A 17,265-nucleotide genomic window follows, 5' to 3' on the forward strand; every position below is an offset into this window, starting at 1 on the left:
GGGCAGATTGCCCACGTGTTACTCACCCGTTCGCCACTAATCCCCACCGAAGTGGTTCATCGTTCGACTTGCATGTGTTAAGCACGCCGCCAGCGTTCGTCCTGAGCCAGGATCAAACTCTCCGTGAATGCTTGCCGGTGATCCGGCGTACACCACGAGAGCGGAACAGTCGGAGGAATGTTCCGACCGTTCACAGCGTCCTCGCTGTGTTTTTCAAAGGAACCTCGTCCCAGCCTGATGGCCGGAGACGGGGTATCAACATATCTGGCGTTGACTTTTGGCACGCTGTTGAGTTCTCAAGGAACGGACGCTTCCTTTGTACTCACCCTCTCGGGCTTTCCTCCGGGCGCTTCCCTTCGGTCTTGCGTTTCCGACTCTATCAGATCCTTTTCCGATCCGATTTCCTCGGCGCTTTCCAGGTTCCCGCTTTCGCGTTTCCCTTTCCGGCGGTTCCGACTTTATCAGAGATTCTGAGTCGGATTTCCCGCCCTCCGGGGCGGCTCCGATCCACGAAGTGATCGGGTGCCCGTCCGAGCGGAGATGTAAACGTACTGGAGCGGGGCGCCTCGATGCAAATCGAGGCGCCCCGCTCCAGGTTGGCGCTGTCGGAAGCCCGACGGAGCGTCAGACCTCCACCACCACGGGGAGGATCATCGGCCGACGCCGGTAGGTGTCCGAGACCCACTTGCCGAGGGTCCTGCGCACCAGCTGCTGGAGCTGGTGGGGTTCGACGACCCCGTCCTGGGCCGACCGCTCCAGCACTTCTGTGATCTTGGGGAGCACGGCGGTGAAGGCGGAGTCCTCGATGCCCGAGCCACGGGCCTGGACATGCGGACCACCGGTGATCTTGCCGGTGGAGGCGTCGATGACCACGAAGACCGAGATGATGCCCTCGTCGCCGAGGATCTTGCGGTCCTTGAGGGCCGGCTCGCCCACGTCGCCGACCGAGAGACCGTCGACGTAGACGTATCCCGCCTGGACCTTGCCGGAGATCTTGGCCTTGCCCTCGACGAGGTCGACGACGACGCCGTCCTCGGCGATGACGATCCGGTCGTGCGGGACGCCGGTCAGGGCGCCCAGCTCGGCGTTGGCGCGCAGGTGGCGCCACTCGCCGTGGACCGGCATCAGGTTCCTGGGCCGGCAGATGTTGTAGAAGTACAGCAGCTCGCCGGCCGAGGCGTGGCCCGAGACGTGGACCTTGGCGTTGCCCTTGTGGACGACGTTCGCGCCCCAGCGGGTCAGGCCGTTGATCACGCGGTACACCGCGTTCTCGTTGCCCGGGATGAGGGACGACGCCAGGATCACGGTGTCGCCCTCGACGATGCGGATCTGGTGGTCCCGGTTGGCCATGCGGGACAGGGCGGCCATCGGTTCACCCTGCGAGCCCGTGCAGACCAGGACCACTTCGCTGTCCGGCAGGTCGTCGAGCGTCTTGACGTCCACCACGAGACCCGGCGGCACCCTCAGGTAGCCCAGGTCCCGTGCGATGCCCATGTTGCGGACCATGGAGCGGCCCACGAAGGCGACCCGGCGGCCGTACTCGTGCGCCGCGTCCAGGATCTGCTGGATGCGGTGGACGTGGCTGGCGAAGCTCGCCACGATGATCCGCTTGCGGGCACCGGCGAAGACCTGGCGCAGGACGTTGGAGATGTCCCGCTCCGGGGGAACGAACCCCGGGACCTCGGCGTTCGTGGAGTCCGCGAGGAGCAGGTCGATGCCCTCCTCACTCAGCCGCGCGAAGGCGTGGAGGTCCGTGAGGCGGTTGTCCAGCGGAAGCTGGTCCATCTTGAAGTCGCCCGTGTGGACGGCCATACCCGCAGGGGTGCGGATGGCGACGGCCAGGGCGTCCGGGATGGAGTGGTTGACCGCGATGAACTCGCAGTCGAAGGGGCCGATGCGTTCGCGGTTCCCCTCCGTCACCTCGAGGGTGTAGGGACGGATGCGGTGCTCCTGGAGCTTGGCCTCGATGAGCGCGAGGGTCAGCTTGGAGCCGATCAGGGGGATGTCCGGCTTCTCGCGGAGGAGGAAGGGGACGCCACCGATGTGGTCCTCGTGGCCGTGGGTGAGGACGATGCCCTCGATGTCGTCGAGACGGTCCCTGATGGACGAGAAGTCCGGCAGGATCAGGTCGATTCCGGGCTGCTCCTCCTCGGGGAAGAGCACTCCGCAGTCGACGATCAGCAGGCGACCGCCGTACTCGAAGACCGTCATGTTGCGGCCGATCTCGCCGAGACCGCCGAGCGGGGTGACCCGCAGGCCGCCTGCGGGAAGCGCCGGGGGCCGGCCCAGTTCAGGATGCGGATGACTCAAAAGACTCTCCTCACCACACACGCCACGTACCGGTGGGCACGTGGCGCGCGTGACGTTCGTGCAGAAGCAGTTGTCGTAGGGGGTGCGGGCACCGGTGGCCCGCGTATTCAGTTGTGAAGTCCTGGTCGTGCGGTGGTGCCAAGTCCGTTGTCAGAGCTGTACCCCGCCGGCGGCAAGATCGATCTTGAGCTGCTCGGTTTCCTCGGGCGTGAGGCCGACCATGGGCGCGCGCAGCGGCCCGGCCGGCAGCCCCAGGAGGGCGAGCGCGGCCTTGGTGGTCATGACGCCCTGGGTGCGGAACATGCCGGTGAAGACCGGGAGCAGCTTCTGGTGGATCTCCAGCGCCTTCTGCACGTCACCGGCGACATACGCGTCGACCATGGCGCGCAGCTCGGGGGTGACGACATGGCCGACGACGGAGACGAAGCCGACCGCGCCCACGGAGAGCAGCGGCAGGTTGAGCATGTCGTCGCCGGAGTACCAGGCGAGTCCGGAGCGCGCGATGGCCCAGCTGGCGCGGCCGAGGTCGCCCTTGGCGTCCTTGTTGGCGACGATCCGCGGGTGCTCGGCGAGACGGACCAGCGTCTCGGTGTTGATCGGGACGCCGCTGCGGCCGGGGATGTCGTAGAGCATGACCGGCAGCTCGGCGGCGTCGGCGATGGCCGTGAAGTGCTGGTACAGGCCCTCCTGCGGGGGCTTGTTGTAGTACGGCGTGACCAGCAGGAGGCCGTGCGCGCCGGTGCGCTCGGCGGCGCGGGCCAGCTCGATGCTGTGCTGGGTGTTGTTGGTGCCGACTCCGGCGACGACGTGTGCGCGGTCGCCGACGGCCTCCAGTACGGCTCGTACGAGGTCCGCTTTCTCCGCGTCGCTGGTGGTGGGGGACTCGCCGGTGGTGCCGTTGACGATCAGGCCGTCGTTGCCTGCGTCCACCAGGTGGGCGGCGAGCCGCTGCGCGCCGTCGAGGTCGAGTGCGCCGTCCGCCCGGAAGGGCGTGACCATGGCGGTGAGGACCCGCCCGAAGGGGGTCTGCGGAGTGGAGGTCGGAGCCATGGGTTACACGCTACTCGTTGCTCAGGGCGGGGTCTGCCCTCGGGGGAGGCGGCAGGTCGGGGAGAGGATGGAGCCCGGCACTGCCTGCTCGGGGGTTCAAGCAGTGCCGGGTCCCTTTGATCAGGCTAGATGAACTTCACAGAACGCCGCAATCCGGACACTTCGACCGGTGGGTGCGCACATCTGCCCGACCGGGCTCCAGGCCGCCCTACGGCGCCACGCGTCCGTTCGCGTTGAAGGCGGCGTAGGTGAGCGGCATGAGCTCGGCCCACGCGGCCTCCATCTGCTCGCCGACCATCTCGATCTCGCGCTGCGGGAAGGAGGGGACCTTGGCCAGCTCGTGCTGGGTGCGCAGACCGAGGAAGTGCATCAACGAGCGGGCGTTGCAGGTGGCGTACATCGAGGAGTACAGGCCGACGGGGAGCACCGCGCGGGCCACCTCACGGGCGACACCGGCGGCGAGCATCTGCCGGTACGTCGCGTACGCCTGGCGGTAGGAGTCCTCCATGGCGCCACCCACCAGCTCGTACTGCTCCGGGGTGCCCTCGACGAAGACGTACTTGCCGGGCCGGCCCTGCTGGACCAGCTTGCGGGAGGTGTCCGGCACGTAGAAGACGGGCTGGAGCTCCCGGTAGCGGCCGGATTCCTCGTTGTAGGACCAGCCCACGCGGTGCCGCATGAACTCGCGGAAGACGAAGATCGGGGCGCTGATGAAGAAGGTCATCGAGTTGTGCTCGAACGGGCTGCCGTGCCGGTCCCGCATGAGGTAGTTGATCAGGCCCTTGGAGCGCTCCGGGTCCTTCTTCAGCTCGTCCAGGGACTGCTCCCCCACGGTCGAGACGCGGGCGGCGAACAGTACGTCGGAGTCGGTCGCGGCGCTCTTGACCAGCTCTACGGTGACGTCGCTGCGGAGGTCGATCTTGAAATCGTCGGCGGGGGTGTCGGTCACGGTGTGGAGGGCCTTCCCATCTCGTCGCTCGGGCGAGGCCACTCTACGGCCCCCCAAACGGGGCTTTCACGGCCGTGCCGCGATGAAGTCGGCGAAAATGGGCACCCGCGAGGTCATTCGTTCGTCTGTATGAGTAACAGCGGTCCGCTCGGGTCGCTGTGGACCGATCCCCGAAGGGAGACGCACCTCCAATGATCCGCCGGCGTGAACCCGTGCCGTTCGCCTTCGTCGCCGAGGCCGACAGGTTCCGCAGCAATGTCACACCCCCGCCCCGTCAGCGGGCGTCCATCGGCCAGTTGGCCGGGCGCTGGCTGCTGGGCCTCACCGTCGTCGCAGGTCTCGTGGGCTCCCTGGTGATCGGGATGCCCTCCCTGTCGGCCGACCAGCCCTCCGGGCACAAGCAGCCGTCCCAGGCGTCACAGGGGCGTTAGAGGCGTTCCGGGAAGGGCCGTCCTCACTCCGTCGGGTCCCCCGAGGGTGGTGACCGGAGACACAGGTCGGTAGCCTCACCGGGCACAGCACATGCCATGGAACGAGTGAGGACCAGCCGTGCCCCTGCCCTTCCTGACGGCCGACCGCGCCTTCGACACCGCCGACGAGGTCGCGCTGCCGTACGACGACCGCGACCTCTGGCGCCGGCCCTACCGGCCGGGACCGTGGCGGGTGGGGCCGGCGGCGCTGTTGCTGCTGCTCGCCTCGTTCGTCCTGTTCGCGGCGGTCATCATCGCGGCGACGGACTCGCTGTCCGCCGCCGCTGTGGTCTTCGGCGTGGCGGTGGTCGTCATCGTGTGCGCCGTGCGGCTGCTGCGCATGGGCGCGTGGGTGAGCGCGCGCGGTGTCCGGCAGGTGAGCTTCTTCAGCACGCGCACGGTGACCTGGCAGCAGATCGTCAGTGTGCGGACGGTGCAGCAGCCGGTGCGCCTGCTCGGGCTGCCGCGGACGGTGCAGGGGCAGGCGCTGATCCTCGTCCGGCAGGGGCGGTCCGCCGAGGCCACGCCTCCGCTGCTGACCAGCCACAACGCCGACTTCCTCGCGCGGGCGGAGGCCTTCGACCGGGCGGCCGACGCCCTGGCGGCGTGGGCCGCCGAGCACGGGCGGAGCTGAGCCCCCGGCGCACCGGGGAAACACGGACAACTGACGTCAGGGCCCGGCCCGCGCGCGCGGACCGGGCCCTGACGCGTCGCCGGGAGCCCTTCGGCCGGACGGGTGTCGGCCGCGGCAGATGTACGGTCGGCGGGTGTCGGCCGGCAATGTCGGTCGGCGGGTGTCGGCCGGTAGATGTCGGTCGGCGGGTCGGCCGGCTCAGGCCGCCTCGACGTGCTTCCCGTCGTGCAGGGCGATCGCCCGTTGCATCGCCTTGCGGGCACGCGGGGTGTCGCGGGCGTCGTGGTAGGCGACGGCGAGGCGGAACCAGCTGCGCCAGTCGCCGGGGGCGTCCTCCGTCTCGGCCTTGCGCAGGGCGAAGACCTCGTCGGCCGAGTCCCGGTCGACGCGACCGCTGGGGGTGCGCTTCAGCTCGTCCACGGGCAGTCCGCCCTCGGCGTCGAGTTCGGCGGCGAGCTGGTTGGCCTTGCGGACGAACTGGGTGTTCTTCCAGAGGAACCACAGGCCGATCACCGGCAGGATCAGCACCGCGACACCGAAGGTGACGGTGAGGGGTGTGCCGGTGCCGATGAGCATCACACCGCGGCTGCCGACCAGGGCGAAGTAGAAGACCAGGACGGCGGCCGTGATGACGTAGGAGATCTTCGCGCGCATGGGGTCAGGAAGCTCGGTCCGGGTCTCGGTTCAGGTCCAGGAAGTGTTCCAGGCCGAAGGTCAGGCCCGGGGTGCTGACCACGCGGCGCACGCCCAGCAGGATGCCGGGCATGAAACTGCTGTGGTGCAGGGAGTCGTGGCGGACGGTGAGGGTCTCGCCCTCGCCGCCGAGCAGGACCTCCTGGTGGGCGAGCAGGCCGCGCAGGCGGATCGCGTGGACCGGGACGCCGTCGACGTCCGCGCCGCGGGCGCCGTCCAGGGCGGTGGCAGTGGCGTCGGGCGCCGGGGCGGAGCCTGCCTTCTGCCGGGCCTGAGCGATCAGCTGGGCGGTGCGGGTGGCGGTGCCACTGGGGGCGTCGACCTTGTTCGGGTGGTGCAGCTCGACGACCTCGACGGACTCGAAGTACGGGGCGGCGATCTGCGCGAACTTCATGGTCAGTACGGCGCCGATGGAGAAGTTGGGCGCGATGAGGACGCCCGTCTCCGGGGAGCCGTCGAGCCAGGTCCTCAGCTGTGCGAGGCGCTCGTCGGTCCAGCCGGTGGTGCCGACGACGGCGTGGATGCCGTGGCGTACGCAGTGGTCGAGGTTGTCCATCACCGAGGCGGGCGTGGTCAGCTCGACGGCGACCTGGGCGCCGGCTTCGGCCAGCGTGTCCAGACTGTCGCCCCGGCCGAGTGCGGCGACCAGTTCCATGTCCTCGGCGGCCTCGACCGCCCGTACCGCCTCGGAGCCGATCCGGCCCTTGGCGCCGAGGACGGCCACGCGCAGCTTGCTCATGTCTCTTGCTTCCTTACCGGAGGGGGTTAGGCGACGGCGTCGTGCAGCCGGGACGCCTGCTTGTCCTTCAGCGGGCCGATGACCGACAGCGAGGGCCGCCGTCCCAGGACGTCGCGGGCGACCGCGCGGACGTCGTCCGGCGTCACCGAGGCTATCCGGGCCAGCATGTCGTCGACGGACATCTGCTCGCCCCAGCACAGCTCGCTCTTGCCGATACGGTTCATCAGCGCGCCCGTGTCCTCCAGGCCGAGGACCGTGGATCCTTGGAGCTGGCCGACGGCCCGGCCGATCTCGTCGTCGGACAGGCCGTGCTCGGCGACGTGGTCGAGTTCGTCGCGGCAGATCTTCAGCACGTCGTGCACCTGGGAGGGCCGGCAGCCCGCGTACACGCCGAAGAGGCCGCAGTCGGCGAAGCCCGAGGTGTACGAGTACACGCTGTAGGCCAGGCCGCGCTTCTCGCGGACCTCCTGGAAGAGACGGGACGACATGCCGCCGCCGAGGGCGGTGTTGAGGACGCCCAGCGCCCAGCGCCGCTCGTCGGCGCGGGCCAGACCCGGCATGCCGAGGATGACATGGGCCTGCTCGGTCTTGCGGCCGATCAGCTCGACGCGTCCGGCGGTGCGGAGGGTGCGCCGGCCGGCGCGCGGGGCGATGGGCGCGGCCACCGGGTCCCGGAAGGCACCGGCCTTCTCGAAGGCGGCGCGGACCTGGCGTACGACCTTGTTGTGATCGACGTTGCCGGCGCAGGCGACCACGAGGTGCGTGGGATCGTAGTGCTTCTTGTAGAAGCGGCGGATGCGGTCGGCGGTCAGGGCGTTGACCGTGTCGACCGTGCCGAGGACGGGGCGGCCGAGGGCGTTGTCGCCGAACATGGTGTGCGCGAACAGGTCGTGCACACAGTCGCCCGGGTCGTCCTCGGTCATCGCGATCTCCTCGAGGATGGCGCCGCGCTCGACGTCGACGTCCTCCTCCTGGATCAGCGAACCGGTCAGCATGTCGCAGACCACGTCGATGGCGAGCGGCAGGTCGGTGTCGAGCACGCGCGCGTAGTAGCAGGTGTACTCCTTCGCCGTGAACGCGTTCATCTCGCCGCCGACCGCGTCGATGGCGGAGGAGATGTCCAGGGCGGACCTGCGGGACGTGCCCTTGAAGAGCAGGTGCTCGAGGTAGTGGGTGGCGCCGTTCAGGGCCGGGGTCTCGTCGCGGGAGCCGACGTGGGCCCAGATGCCGAAGGTCGCCGAGCGGACGGAGGGCAGGGTCTCGGTGACGATGCGCAGACCGCCCGGGAGGGTGGTCTTGCGGACGGTACCGATGCCGTGCTCGCCCTTGATCAGGGTTTGGGTACGGGCGACGGCCCGCGCCTCCGAAGAGGTGCGGGCCGTCGCCTTGGAGCTACGGGACGTCACTGGTCGGCGTCGTCCTTCTTCGTCTCGTCGGCGGACTCCTCGCCCTCGATCACGGGGATGAGGGAGAGCTTGCCGCGGGAGTCGATCTCGGCGATCTCGACCTGGACCTTCTGGCCCACGCCGAGGACGTCCTCGACGTTCTCCACGCGCTTGCCGCCGGCGAGCTTGCGGATCTGCGAGATGTGCAGCAGACCGTCCTTGCCGGGCAGCAGGGAGACGAACGCGCCGAAGGTGGTCGTCTTGACGACCGTGCCCAGGTAGCGCTCGCCGACCTCGGGCATGGTCGGGTTGGCGATGCCGTTGATCGTGGCGCGGGCGGCCTCGGCGGCCGGGCCGTCGGCGGCACCGATGTAGATGGTGCCGTCGTCCTCGATCGTGATGTCGGCGCCCGTGTCCTCCTGGATCTGGTTGATCATCTTGCCCTTGGGGCCGATGACCTCACCGATCTTGTCGACCGGGATCTTCACGGTGATGATCCGCGGCGCGTTCGGGGACATCTCGTCCGGCGTGTCGATCGCTTCCATCATCACGTCGAGGATGTGGAGGCGGGCGTCACGGGCCTGCTTGAGGGCGGCGGCCAGGACGGAGGCGGGGATGCCGTCCAGCTTGGTGTCGAGCTGGAGGGCGGTCACGAACTCCTTGGTGCCGGCGACCTTGAAGTCCATGTCGCCGAAGGCGTCCTCCGCACCGAGGATGTCGGTGAGGGCGACGTAGTGCGTCTCGCCGTTGATCTCCTGGGAGATCAGGCCCATGGCGATACCGGCGACGGGAGCCTTCAGCGGCACACCGGCGTTCAGCAGCGACATGGTGGAGGCGCAGACCGAGCCCATGGACGTCGAGCCGTTGGATCCGAGGGCCTCGGACACCTGACGGATCGCGTACGGGAACTCCTCGCGCGTGGGCAGCACCGGCACGATGGCGCGCTCGGCGAGGGCGCCGTGGCCGATCTCGCGGCGCTTCGGGGAGCCGACGCGGCCGGTCTCGCCGACGGAGTACGGCGGGAAGTTGTAGTTGTGCATGTAGCGCTTGCGGGTCACCGGGGAGAGGGTGTCCAGCTGCTGCTCCATGCGGAGCATGTTCAGGGTGGTGACGCCCAGGATCTGGGTCTCGCCACGCTCGAACAGGGCGGAGCCGTGCACGCGCGGGATGGCCTCGACCTCGGCGGCCAGGGTGCGGATGTCGGTGACACCGCGGCCGTCGATGCGCTTCTTCTCCTTGATGACGCGCTCACGGACCAGGGACTTGGTCAGCGAGCGGTACGCGGCGGAGATCTCCTTCTCGCGGCCCTCGAACTCCGGCAGGAGCTTCTCGGCGGCGAGCGCCTTGACGCGGTCCAGTTCGGCCTCGCGCTCCTGCTTGCCGGCGATGGTGAGCGCCTGGCTGAGCTCGGGGCGGACGGCGGCGCTGAGCGCCTCCATGACGTCGTCCTGGTAGTCCAGGAAGATCGGGAACTCACCGGTCGGCTTGGCGGCCTTCGCGGCGAGGTCGGCCTGGGCGCGGCACAGCACCTTGATGAAGGGCTTCGCGGCCTCCAGACCGGCGGCGACGACCTCCTCGGTGGGCGCCTCGGCGCCGCCCTCGACCAGCTGGATGGTCTTCTCGGTGGCCTCGGCCTCGACCATCATGATCGCGACGTCGCCGTCCTCCAGGACGCGACCCGCGACGACCATGTCGAAGACGGCGTCCTCGAGCTCGGTGTGCGTCGGGAAGGCCACCCACTGGCCGCGGATCAGCGCGACGCGGACGCCGCCGATCGGGCCGGAGAAGGGCAGACCGGCCAGCTGCGTCGACGCGGAGGCGGCGTTGATCGCCACGACGTCGTACAGGTGGTCGGGGTTGAGGGCCATGATCGTGGCGACGACCTGGATCTCGTTGCGCAGGCCCTTCTTGAAGGAGGGGCGCAGCGGGCGGTCGATCAGGCGGCAGGTGAGGACGGCGTCCTCGGACGGCCGGCCCTCACGGCGGAAGAAGCTGCCGGGGATCTTGCCGGCGGCGTACATCCGCTCCTCGACGTCCACCGTGAGCGGGAAGAAGTCGAGCTGGTCCTTGGGGTTCTTGGAGGCGCTGGTGGCCGACAGCACCATGGTGTCGTCGTCCAGGTACGCCACGGCGGAACCGGCGGCCTGACGGGCCAGGCGGCCCGTCTCGAAGCGGATGGTGCGGGTACCGAAGGCGCCGTTGTCGATGACGGCCTCGGCGTAGTGGGTCTCGTTCTCCACTAGCATTTTCTCCGTTACTTGTCGTCTTTTGTCCCTTCTCGCCCGTGTGGCGAGGGGACGGTGGCGGACAAGCGCTCCATCCGGTGCGGGCCGGTCTTCGATCGAAGCACCCGGGATTCCTTCCCGGGGGCCACTACCGAGGACCGGCGGCGGCGAGGCGCGCTTGTCCTTGTCTCGTCTGTCTCGTCTGTTTCGTTCGGTTCTTGTGCGTCGTGCGTCTCGTCTTCTGTTACCACACTACAAAGGGGTGGCAACACCGCGCACGTACAGCAAAGGGAGCGGCCCCCGAACGATGGGAACCGCTCCCTTCACGGCGTCTTACTTGGCGCCCGCCGCACCGCGGCGGATGCCGAGGCGCTCGACCAGCGCACGGAAGCGCTGGATGTCCTTCTTGGCGAGGTACTGCAGCAGCCGGCGGCGCTGACCGACCAGGATCAGCAGACCACGACGGGAGTGGTGGTCGTGCTTGTGGGTCTTGAGGTGCTCGGTCAGGTCGGAGATCCGACGGGACAGCAGAGCGACCTGGACCTCGGGGGAGCCGGTGTCGCCCTCCTTGGTACCGAACTCGGAGATGATCTGCTTCTTCACTGCGGCGTCGAGCGACACGTGTACTCCTCTAGTCTGTGAGTGGCCACCGAGTGCCCCCGGTCTACGTCTCGGGGGATCTTCCGTGACTCGGAAGGCGGGGATCCGCTGGGCGCGGCCTCCAGGGCTCGGGGCTCCGGGGGCGCGTACACATACGGCCGTCACACAGCGTACCAGCCTGGGCGGACGAGACCGTCCGGGGGCCGGGAACGCCCGTGGGCCGCGGAGCCGGCGGCCGGGTCGTCGCTCGTGCCGGTACGTACATCGGCAAACCGCTGAGCTGGGAGAAGCCCGGGAAGTAGGGTGACCGCGCATCCCGTTGGCACCGCAGGAAGGACCGAGCCCCGATGGCCGACGTCGAGGACAGGGAACTGAAGGCACGCAAGGAGCGGGAGAGGGACGAGCTGTACTCCCTCGACATCTCCGGCGTCGAATGGCACAGCGCGCCCGGCACCGAGGAGCACGAGGAGCGGGTCGAGATCTCCTATCTGCCCGCGGGTGCCGTGGCCATGCGGTCGTCGCTCGACCCGGACACCGTCCTGCGGTACACCGAGGCCGAGTGGCGGGCGTTCGTGCTCGGCGCCCGGGACGGGGAGTTCGACCTGGAGCCGGCACCGGGGGAGGCGGACGCCGGCGCGCAGTGACGCCTGCCGGAGAACCTGCCGGCGAAGAGGACCGTCAGGGCTTGGCCGCCGTGCCGCTTCCGATGCCCAGGACCAGATAGAGCCACTGCTTGCGCTTGGCGTCGGCGGGGCCGTTCGCGGCCTTGACGCCGAAGAAGAGGCGCCCGTCCTGGACGACGATGTCGTTCTCGTCCGTCAGCGTCATCGTCTGCGCCTCGCCCGGCAGGCCGAAGTAGAAGTACGGGGTCTCCTCGTCCGTGCCGGGGTCCAGGCTGACCAGCGCGTTCGGCGAGATGTGGTCGTTGCTCAGGCGCAGGGCGAGGAGCTGGTCGCCGCTCATCCGCAGCGGCTGGAGCAGGGAGCCCGGACCGGAGTCGAACTTCTTCGTCGTGTTCCCCGTCGCCAGGTCGAAACCGATGATCCAGTTGGAGACCTGCTTCTCGAGCTGGTCCTTGCTGCGGATGAAGACCTGGCCCGCGCCGACGGCGATGGTCGGGCAGTCGTCGATGACCAGGTAGTCGGTGTAGGCGCAGTCGGCGACGTACGCGCCGTTGCGCAGGCTGATCGTGGCCCGGTCGCGGCCCTTGTCGTCGAGGGACAGCAGGTCGGTGATCTCACTGTCACCACCGGCCACGGCGATGAGGGCCGGCTCGGTGGACGGCACGTTGAGGTCGCGGATGCCCTTGGCGGCGGAGTACGTCCACAGGGTCCGGCCGGTGGCCGGGTCCACCTTGCGCACCTTGTAGGTGACGTGCTGCCAGGAATCGTCCGGCACGCTCTCGTCGGTGCTCCAGCACTTCTGGCGGATCAGCAGCCCGCGGCCACCGGCCGCTCCCATGTCCTGGCAGGGGGCGGTGGCCGCGGTGGTCCACCTGCTCGCGCCCTTCTCCATGTCGTACCCGATGGTGCCGCCGCCCCAGGTCACCGCGACCGTGTCGTGCGTCAGCGTCACGCTCGGCCTGTCCTGGCTGTCGCTGCCCGTCGCGAAGCCCGCGTCGGGACCGGCCACGGAATAGGGGAAACGGTCCTCCCAGACCAGGCGACCGTCGTCGAGGTCGACGAACGCGACCTGGTTGCAAAAGGCGTCCTCCTCCCGGTCGTTGGCCCGGAAGAGGACGGCGGTGCGGTGGTCGCCGGTCACATGACGGGTGTAGCCGCAGATCGGGCCGTCGAGTCCGAGCCGCCACTCCTCCTCGCCCGGTGCGACGTCGGTGCCGATGCGCATGCCGACGAGTGTCTTGTTGATGCCCTTGGCGAGGATGCGGTCCGTGGCCCACATGCCGGGCATCTCGACGCGCTCACCGGGGTTCATGTCGTCCACGGAGAACCGGAAGGCCATCTCGCCGACGGTGCTCGCCGGTTGTTCCTCGACCGTCTCACGGACGTCGCGCGGCCCCCGCCCGTCCGACGCCCCCGGCCCGTCCGAGGACGCGGCGTTCTCGCCCCCGCCGCCCCACAGCAGCCAACCGCCCGTACCCAACGCCGCGGCGACGACGACCGCGAGCAGTGCGGTCAGCACGTTCCGCCCGCGTCGCCTCTGGTGGGACCCCCCGGTCGGTGAGGGCTGGGGCATGGCGGGGGGTGGGCCGAAGCTCACTCGTGGGTCCTCTTCCTGGTCCTGGGGATTCCCGCGATGGGATGACGTCGAGCGCTCCTACTATGCCGGTGCTTGATCATCCGTGGTGCGGCCGGGGCCGGGCATCGTCAGGGGCGTCGGGCGGTATGGCGGCCGAACTGCCCGAAAGCGAGCGCGTTTTACTGAGGTTACGTCCGACTTGTTCATGGATGTCGTGTGGCGTATGCGCGGAAACGGAAACCGGGTACGGCACTTCAGGGCAGGCTGTGACGCAATGGGCAGATGCTGAGGTGAGGACGGGGCTGCCAGGGCGGGGCGTGTGGTGATTAGGCTGGGTCCCGGCGCGACGCCAGAACCCGTGGACCGGGCGTCGGCGTCGTACGGGGAGGGCCGACGTTCGGACGACCTCGTTTCACTTCGGACACGTCGGATGACAAAAACGGTCGCCCCAGCACGGCATGAGGGTGCTCGACCACACCAGGAGGAACTGTGAGCAGCGATCGGGACGGGATCCGCGGGGGCTGGGCCACACCCGGCGATGACCAGCCCGACGCGGAGGCCGCGGTCGAGACGACGGGCGAGTTCACCATCGACTACGCGCCTCCTGCCTGGTACACGCAGAACGCGTCGAGTGATGCGGGGGGCGGGCAGAGTCAGGATCGTGGGCCGGAAGCGGGATCGGGAGGCGGCGGCGCCGGTTCGCCCTCCGTCCCGTCCGCTGCCGACGCTCCTTCCGCTCCTCGTAAGCCGGTTCCGCCGCTGCCGGGGCTGACTCCGCCGCCGCACGCGGTTCCGTCCGACGGTCCTGCCTCCGTTCCGACGCCGGCCCCGGGGGGTCCCTTCACGCCGCCGCCCCCGGTTCCGGGTACGGCCTTCACCCCGCCACCGCCCGTTCCGGGCACCGCCTTCACACCGCCACCGCCCGTTCCGGGCACCGCCTTCACACCGCCACCGCCGCCCGCCTCGTTCACGCCGCCGCCGAACGGGGGGCCGGCCGGGGTGCCCAGGCTGCCCGTGGGGAGCGGGTTCGAGCCCCAGCAGCCGCAGGGGAAGACGGAGCACGAGTCGGAGGCGCCTGCCGCGGATCCGGCCTCCCCCACGGCCCTGCCGGCCTTCCCGGCCGGCGGCTTCCAGCTCCAGGCACCCGCTCCCCCGGCGGCCAGGGAGCCGGAGCCCGACAACGGCGACCTCGAGAGCGGTGCCACCATGCGCTTCTCCGCGGTCGCCCTGAAGCGGGAGATCGCGGAGCACGCCGCGGCGGACGAGCCGGGGCCTGATGAGCGGCCGGATCCCCCGGCCGACGAGTCCGGGAGCACGGCCGAGGACGAGGCGACCGGCGCTTCCGACGAGGCCGACGACGCGGAAGCCGGTGAGGACGCGCCGGGCGATGCCTTCGCGGTGGCGGACGACGACGCGGAGAGCGAGCACGACGACGGGTTCCGCCTCGCCGACGCCGGTGAGTACGACGGCGTGGCGGACGGTGACGACACGGGCGGCGACGGTGCGACCGACACGGCGGACAGGGTCGGTTCCCCGGACGTCGGCGCCGACGCCGACGTGGCCGACGACGCGGACGACCGCGTGGCGGAGTCGGGCCTCGCCGCTCCGGCTCAGGACATCGAGGCCAGGCCGGTCGACCCGGTTGCCGAGCCCGGGACCGAAGCCGCGCCCGAGCGCGAGCCCGAGGACAGCGTCCCGGGAGTGGACGAGCCCGAGGACGCGGTGCCCTCGGCGGGTGCGGGGACGCCCGTTGCCGCACCCGCGGACAGCACGCCCCAGGACGCCGTCCCGGGCGGCGAACCGACGTCGCCTCCGCCGTACCCCCCGGTCGCCCCCGCGCCCGCGCATCAGTGGCCCGCCCAGCCGCACCCGGCCCCCGTCGCTCCGGAGCGGCCGGCCGTACCCGGTCAGCAGCCTCCCTTCCAGCCGCAGGCTCCGCAGGCGGCGCCCGCCGCGTGGAACCAGCCGGGTACCGTGCCGCTGCCGCCGGACCAGGCGCCCCCGCGGGCCGACGGGCAGCAGCCCGGTTACGGCTTCCCGCAGCCGGGCGCCACGCCTTCGGCCCAGCAGCCGGGCGGCACCTCCGCCCCCGCGTCCGACGCCGCCGCCGCGGGTCACGGCTTCCCGCAGCCCGGTGCGCCGGCCCCCCAGCCCCCCTTCCAGGCGCAGCCCGGGGGTTACGGCTTCCCGCAGGCGCCCGGGCAGCCGCACGCGCAGCCGCACCCCGGCGTACCGCAGCAGGGGCAGCCGCCCCAGGGGGAGACGCAGGCAGCACCGCAGGGCTTCGCCCCCCAGGCGCCGGCCCCGGGGGCGCAGCCCGTGCCCCAGCCGGGTCAGCCGCCGCAGGAACCCGCACCGCAGGTACCGCACCAGGCGATGCCGCCCGGCCGCCCCGGTCAGCCGGATCAGCTCCAGCAGCCCCAGGCACCGCTGCCCCAGCAGCTTCCGCACCCCTACCCGCCTCAGCAGCCCGTCGACCCCCGAGTCGGGGCCGCCTGGCCGCAGCCCATGCAGCACGACCAGCGTCAGCCCACCAACCCGGGGGCCGCGCCGCTCGGTTACACGGCCGCCGTGGAGCTGTCGTCCGACCGGCTGCTCAACAACAAGAAGCAGAAGGCGAAGAGCAGCCGCCCGACGGCCGGCGGTTCGCGGTTCAAGCTGGGCGGCAAGAAGGAGGAGGCCGAGCGGCAGCGGAAGCTGGAGCTGATCCGCACGCCCGTGCTGTCCTGCTACCGCATCGCGGTCATCAGCCTCAAGGGCGGTGTCGGCAAGACGACCACCACCACCGCCCTCGGCTCCACGCTCGCCACCGAGCGGCAGGACAAGATCCTCGCGATCGACGCCAACCCGGACGCCGGTACGCTCGGCCGCCGGGTGCGCCGGGAGACCGGGGCCACCATCCGTGACCTCGTCCAGGCGATCCCGTACCTCAACTCGTACATGGACATCCGGCGGTTCACCTCCCAGGCCTCGTCCGGGCTGGAGATCATCGCCAACGACGTCGACCCGGCCGTGTCCACGACCTTCAACGACGAGGACTACCGGCGCGCGATCGACGTGCTCGGCAAGCAGTACCCGATCATCCTCACCGACTCGGGCACCGGTCTGCTCTACAGCGCCATGCGCGGTGTGCTCGACCTCGCCGACCAGCTCATCATCATCTCGACGCCGTCCGTGGACGGTGCGAGCAGCGCCAGCACGACGCTGGACTGGCTGTCCGCGCACGGGTACGCCGACCTCGTGTCCCGCTCCCTGACCGTCATCTCGGGGGTCCGCGAGACCGGCAAGATGATCAAGGTCGAGGACATCGTGGCGCACTTCCAGACCCGGTGCCGGGGCGTCGTCGTGGTCCCGTTCGACGAGCACCTGGCCGCCGGTGCCGAGGTCGACCTCGACATGATGCGGCCGAAGGTGCGGGAGGCGTACTTCAACCTCGCCGCGCTGGTCGCCGAGGACTTCGTCCGCCACCAGCAGTCGCACGGCCTGTGGACGTCCGACGGCAACCCGCCGCCGGTCGCCGCCCCGCCGATGCCGGGCCAGAACCACCCGGGCCGGCCCGGCGCGTCCGGACAGCCCGGGCAGTACGCCCCGCCCGGACAGCCGGGGCTGCCCTTCCCGCAGCAGCCGGCCGGGCAGCCGTACCCGCAGCCCGGGCAGCCCTACGCACAGCCCGGTTACGGGTATCCGCAGCCGGGACAGACGCCTCCCCCGCCGCAGCAGTAGGTCCGGCGACGCGCGAAGGTCCGCACCGTCCCCCGACGGTGCGGACCTTCGCGCGTTCGCGGGCAGAACGGGTGGGACTCGGGCGTCACGCTCTCACCAGGGAGGCGCCAGTGGTCTGCGCCAATGGGAGTGAACCGGTGGTCAACTCGTCGTTTCCGCAGGCCACATGGGGTTTGTCGCACCGTTGACGCGTGCAGACTGCCGCTGGTAGACACACACTTCATTCCGCCGGAGTCACCCCGACCGAGCCCGCTCAAGCCCGCTCCGGCCCTTCGCAACGTGCTCCAG

General features: G+C 70.3%; 13 protein-coding genes and 1 rRNA gene. 4 read left to right on the plus strand and 10 right to left on the minus strand.

Annotated elements, in window-relative coordinates:
• The 4 genes from KUM32_RS02805 to thyX form a co-directional block, all read right to left on the minus strand.
• A 16S ribosomal RNA gene (locus tag KUM32_RS02805) occupies positions 1-128 on the minus strand; the annotation flags it as partial.
• 496 nt (positions 129-624) lie between these two features.
• Positions 625-2,310 (minus strand): ribonuclease J, encoded by a 1,686-nt coding sequence (locus KUM32_RS02810; RefSeq protein WP_217140149.1) that lies wholly within the window; start codon positions 2,308-2,310, stop codon positions 625-627.
• Between the two features lie 150 nt (positions 2,311-2,460).
• A complete protein-coding gene (gene dapA / locus KUM32_RS02815) occupies positions 2,461-3,360 on the minus strand; it encodes a 4-hydroxy-tetrahydrodipicolinate synthase (protein ID WP_217140150.1) in 900 nt (299 codons plus the stop codon).
• 208 nt (positions 3,361-3,568) lie between these two features.
• Positions 3,569-4,309, minus strand: a complete 741-nt coding sequence (gene thyX, locus KUM32_RS02820) for an FAD-dependent thymidylate synthase (RefSeq protein WP_217140151.1) — start codon at positions 4,307-4,309, stop codon at positions 3,569-3,571.
• Between the two features lie 191 nt (positions 4,310-4,500).
• Between thyX and KUM32_RS02825 the strand changes: the two genes are divergently transcribed.
• Both KUM32_RS02825 and KUM32_RS02830 read left to right on the plus strand, forming a co-directional pair.
• Positions 4,501-4,740: a hypothetical protein gene (locus KUM32_RS02825; RefSeq protein WP_217140152.1), complete on the plus strand. Its 240-nt coding sequence runs from the start codon at positions 4,501-4,503 to the stop codon at positions 4,738-4,740.
• A gap of 118 nt (positions 4,741-4,858) precedes the next feature.
• Entirely contained in the window at positions 4,859-5,413 is a 555-nt protein-coding gene (locus KUM32_RS02830; protein ID WP_217140153.1) for a hypothetical protein, read from the plus strand.
• A 198-nt stretch (positions 5,414-5,611) separates the two neighbouring features.
• Here the strand turns inward: KUM32_RS02830 and KUM32_RS02835 are convergent, their stop codons facing one another.
• The 5 genes from KUM32_RS02835 to rpsO form a co-directional block, all read right to left on the minus strand.
• A complete protein-coding gene (locus tag KUM32_RS02835; RefSeq protein WP_217140154.1) occupies positions 5,612-6,067 on the minus strand; it encodes a hypothetical protein in 456 nt (151 codons plus the stop codon).
• A gap of 4 nt (positions 6,068-6,071) precedes the next feature.
• Positions 6,072-6,845, minus strand: a complete 774-nt coding sequence (gene dapB / locus KUM32_RS02840) for a 4-hydroxy-tetrahydrodipicolinate reductase (protein ID WP_217140155.1) — start codon at positions 6,843-6,845, stop codon at positions 6,072-6,074.
• Positions 6,846-6,871: 26 nt separating this feature from the next.
• Positions 6,872-8,251 carry a pitrilysin family protein gene (locus KUM32_RS02845; protein ID WP_217140156.1) on the minus strand — a complete coding sequence of 460 codons (1,380 nt, stop codon included), beginning with the start codon at positions 8,249-8,251 and terminating at the stop codon, positions 6,872-6,874.
• A complete protein-coding gene (locus KUM32_RS02850) occupies positions 8,248-10,470 on the minus strand; it encodes a polyribonucleotide nucleotidyltransferase (protein WP_217140165.1) in 2,223 nt (740 codons plus the stop codon). Before KUM32_RS02850 ends, KUM32_RS02845 begins: the two co-directional genes overlap by 4 nt.
• 318 nt (positions 10,471-10,788) lie before the next feature.
• Complete coding sequence (gene rpsO / locus KUM32_RS02855) at positions 10,789-11,076, minus strand: 30S ribosomal protein S15 (RefSeq protein ID WP_006130415.1); 288 nt, start codon at positions 11,074-11,076, stop codon at positions 10,789-10,791.
• 326 nt (positions 11,077-11,402) lie between these two features.
• On the opposite strand from rpsO, the gene KUM32_RS02860 reads away from it, so the two are divergent.
• Entirely contained in the window at positions 11,403-11,699 is a 297-nt protein-coding gene (locus tag KUM32_RS02860) for a DUF397 domain-containing protein (protein ID WP_217140157.1), read from the plus strand.
• Positions 11,700-11,733: 34 nt separating this feature from the next.
• Here KUM32_RS02860 and KUM32_RS02865 read toward each other — a convergent pair whose 3' ends face one another.
• The gene (locus KUM32_RS02865; RefSeq protein ID WP_308408579.1) at positions 11,734-13,197 is read right to left on the minus strand and encodes a PQQ-binding-like beta-propeller repeat protein; all 1,464 of its coding nucleotides are present in this window, start codon (positions 13,195-13,197) and stop codon (positions 11,734-11,736) included.
• A gap of 546 nt (positions 13,198-13,743) precedes the next feature.
• On the opposite strand from KUM32_RS02865, the gene KUM32_RS02870 reads away from it, so the two are divergent.
• Positions 13,744-16,977: an SCO5717 family growth-regulating ATPase gene (locus KUM32_RS02870; protein WP_217140159.1), complete on the plus strand. Its 3,234-nt coding sequence runs from the start codon at positions 13,744-13,746 to the stop codon at positions 16,975-16,977.
• The last annotated feature ends 288 nt before the right edge of the window (positions 16,978-17,265 follow it).

The organism is Streptomyces sp. AC627_RSS907, assembly GCF_019049165.1.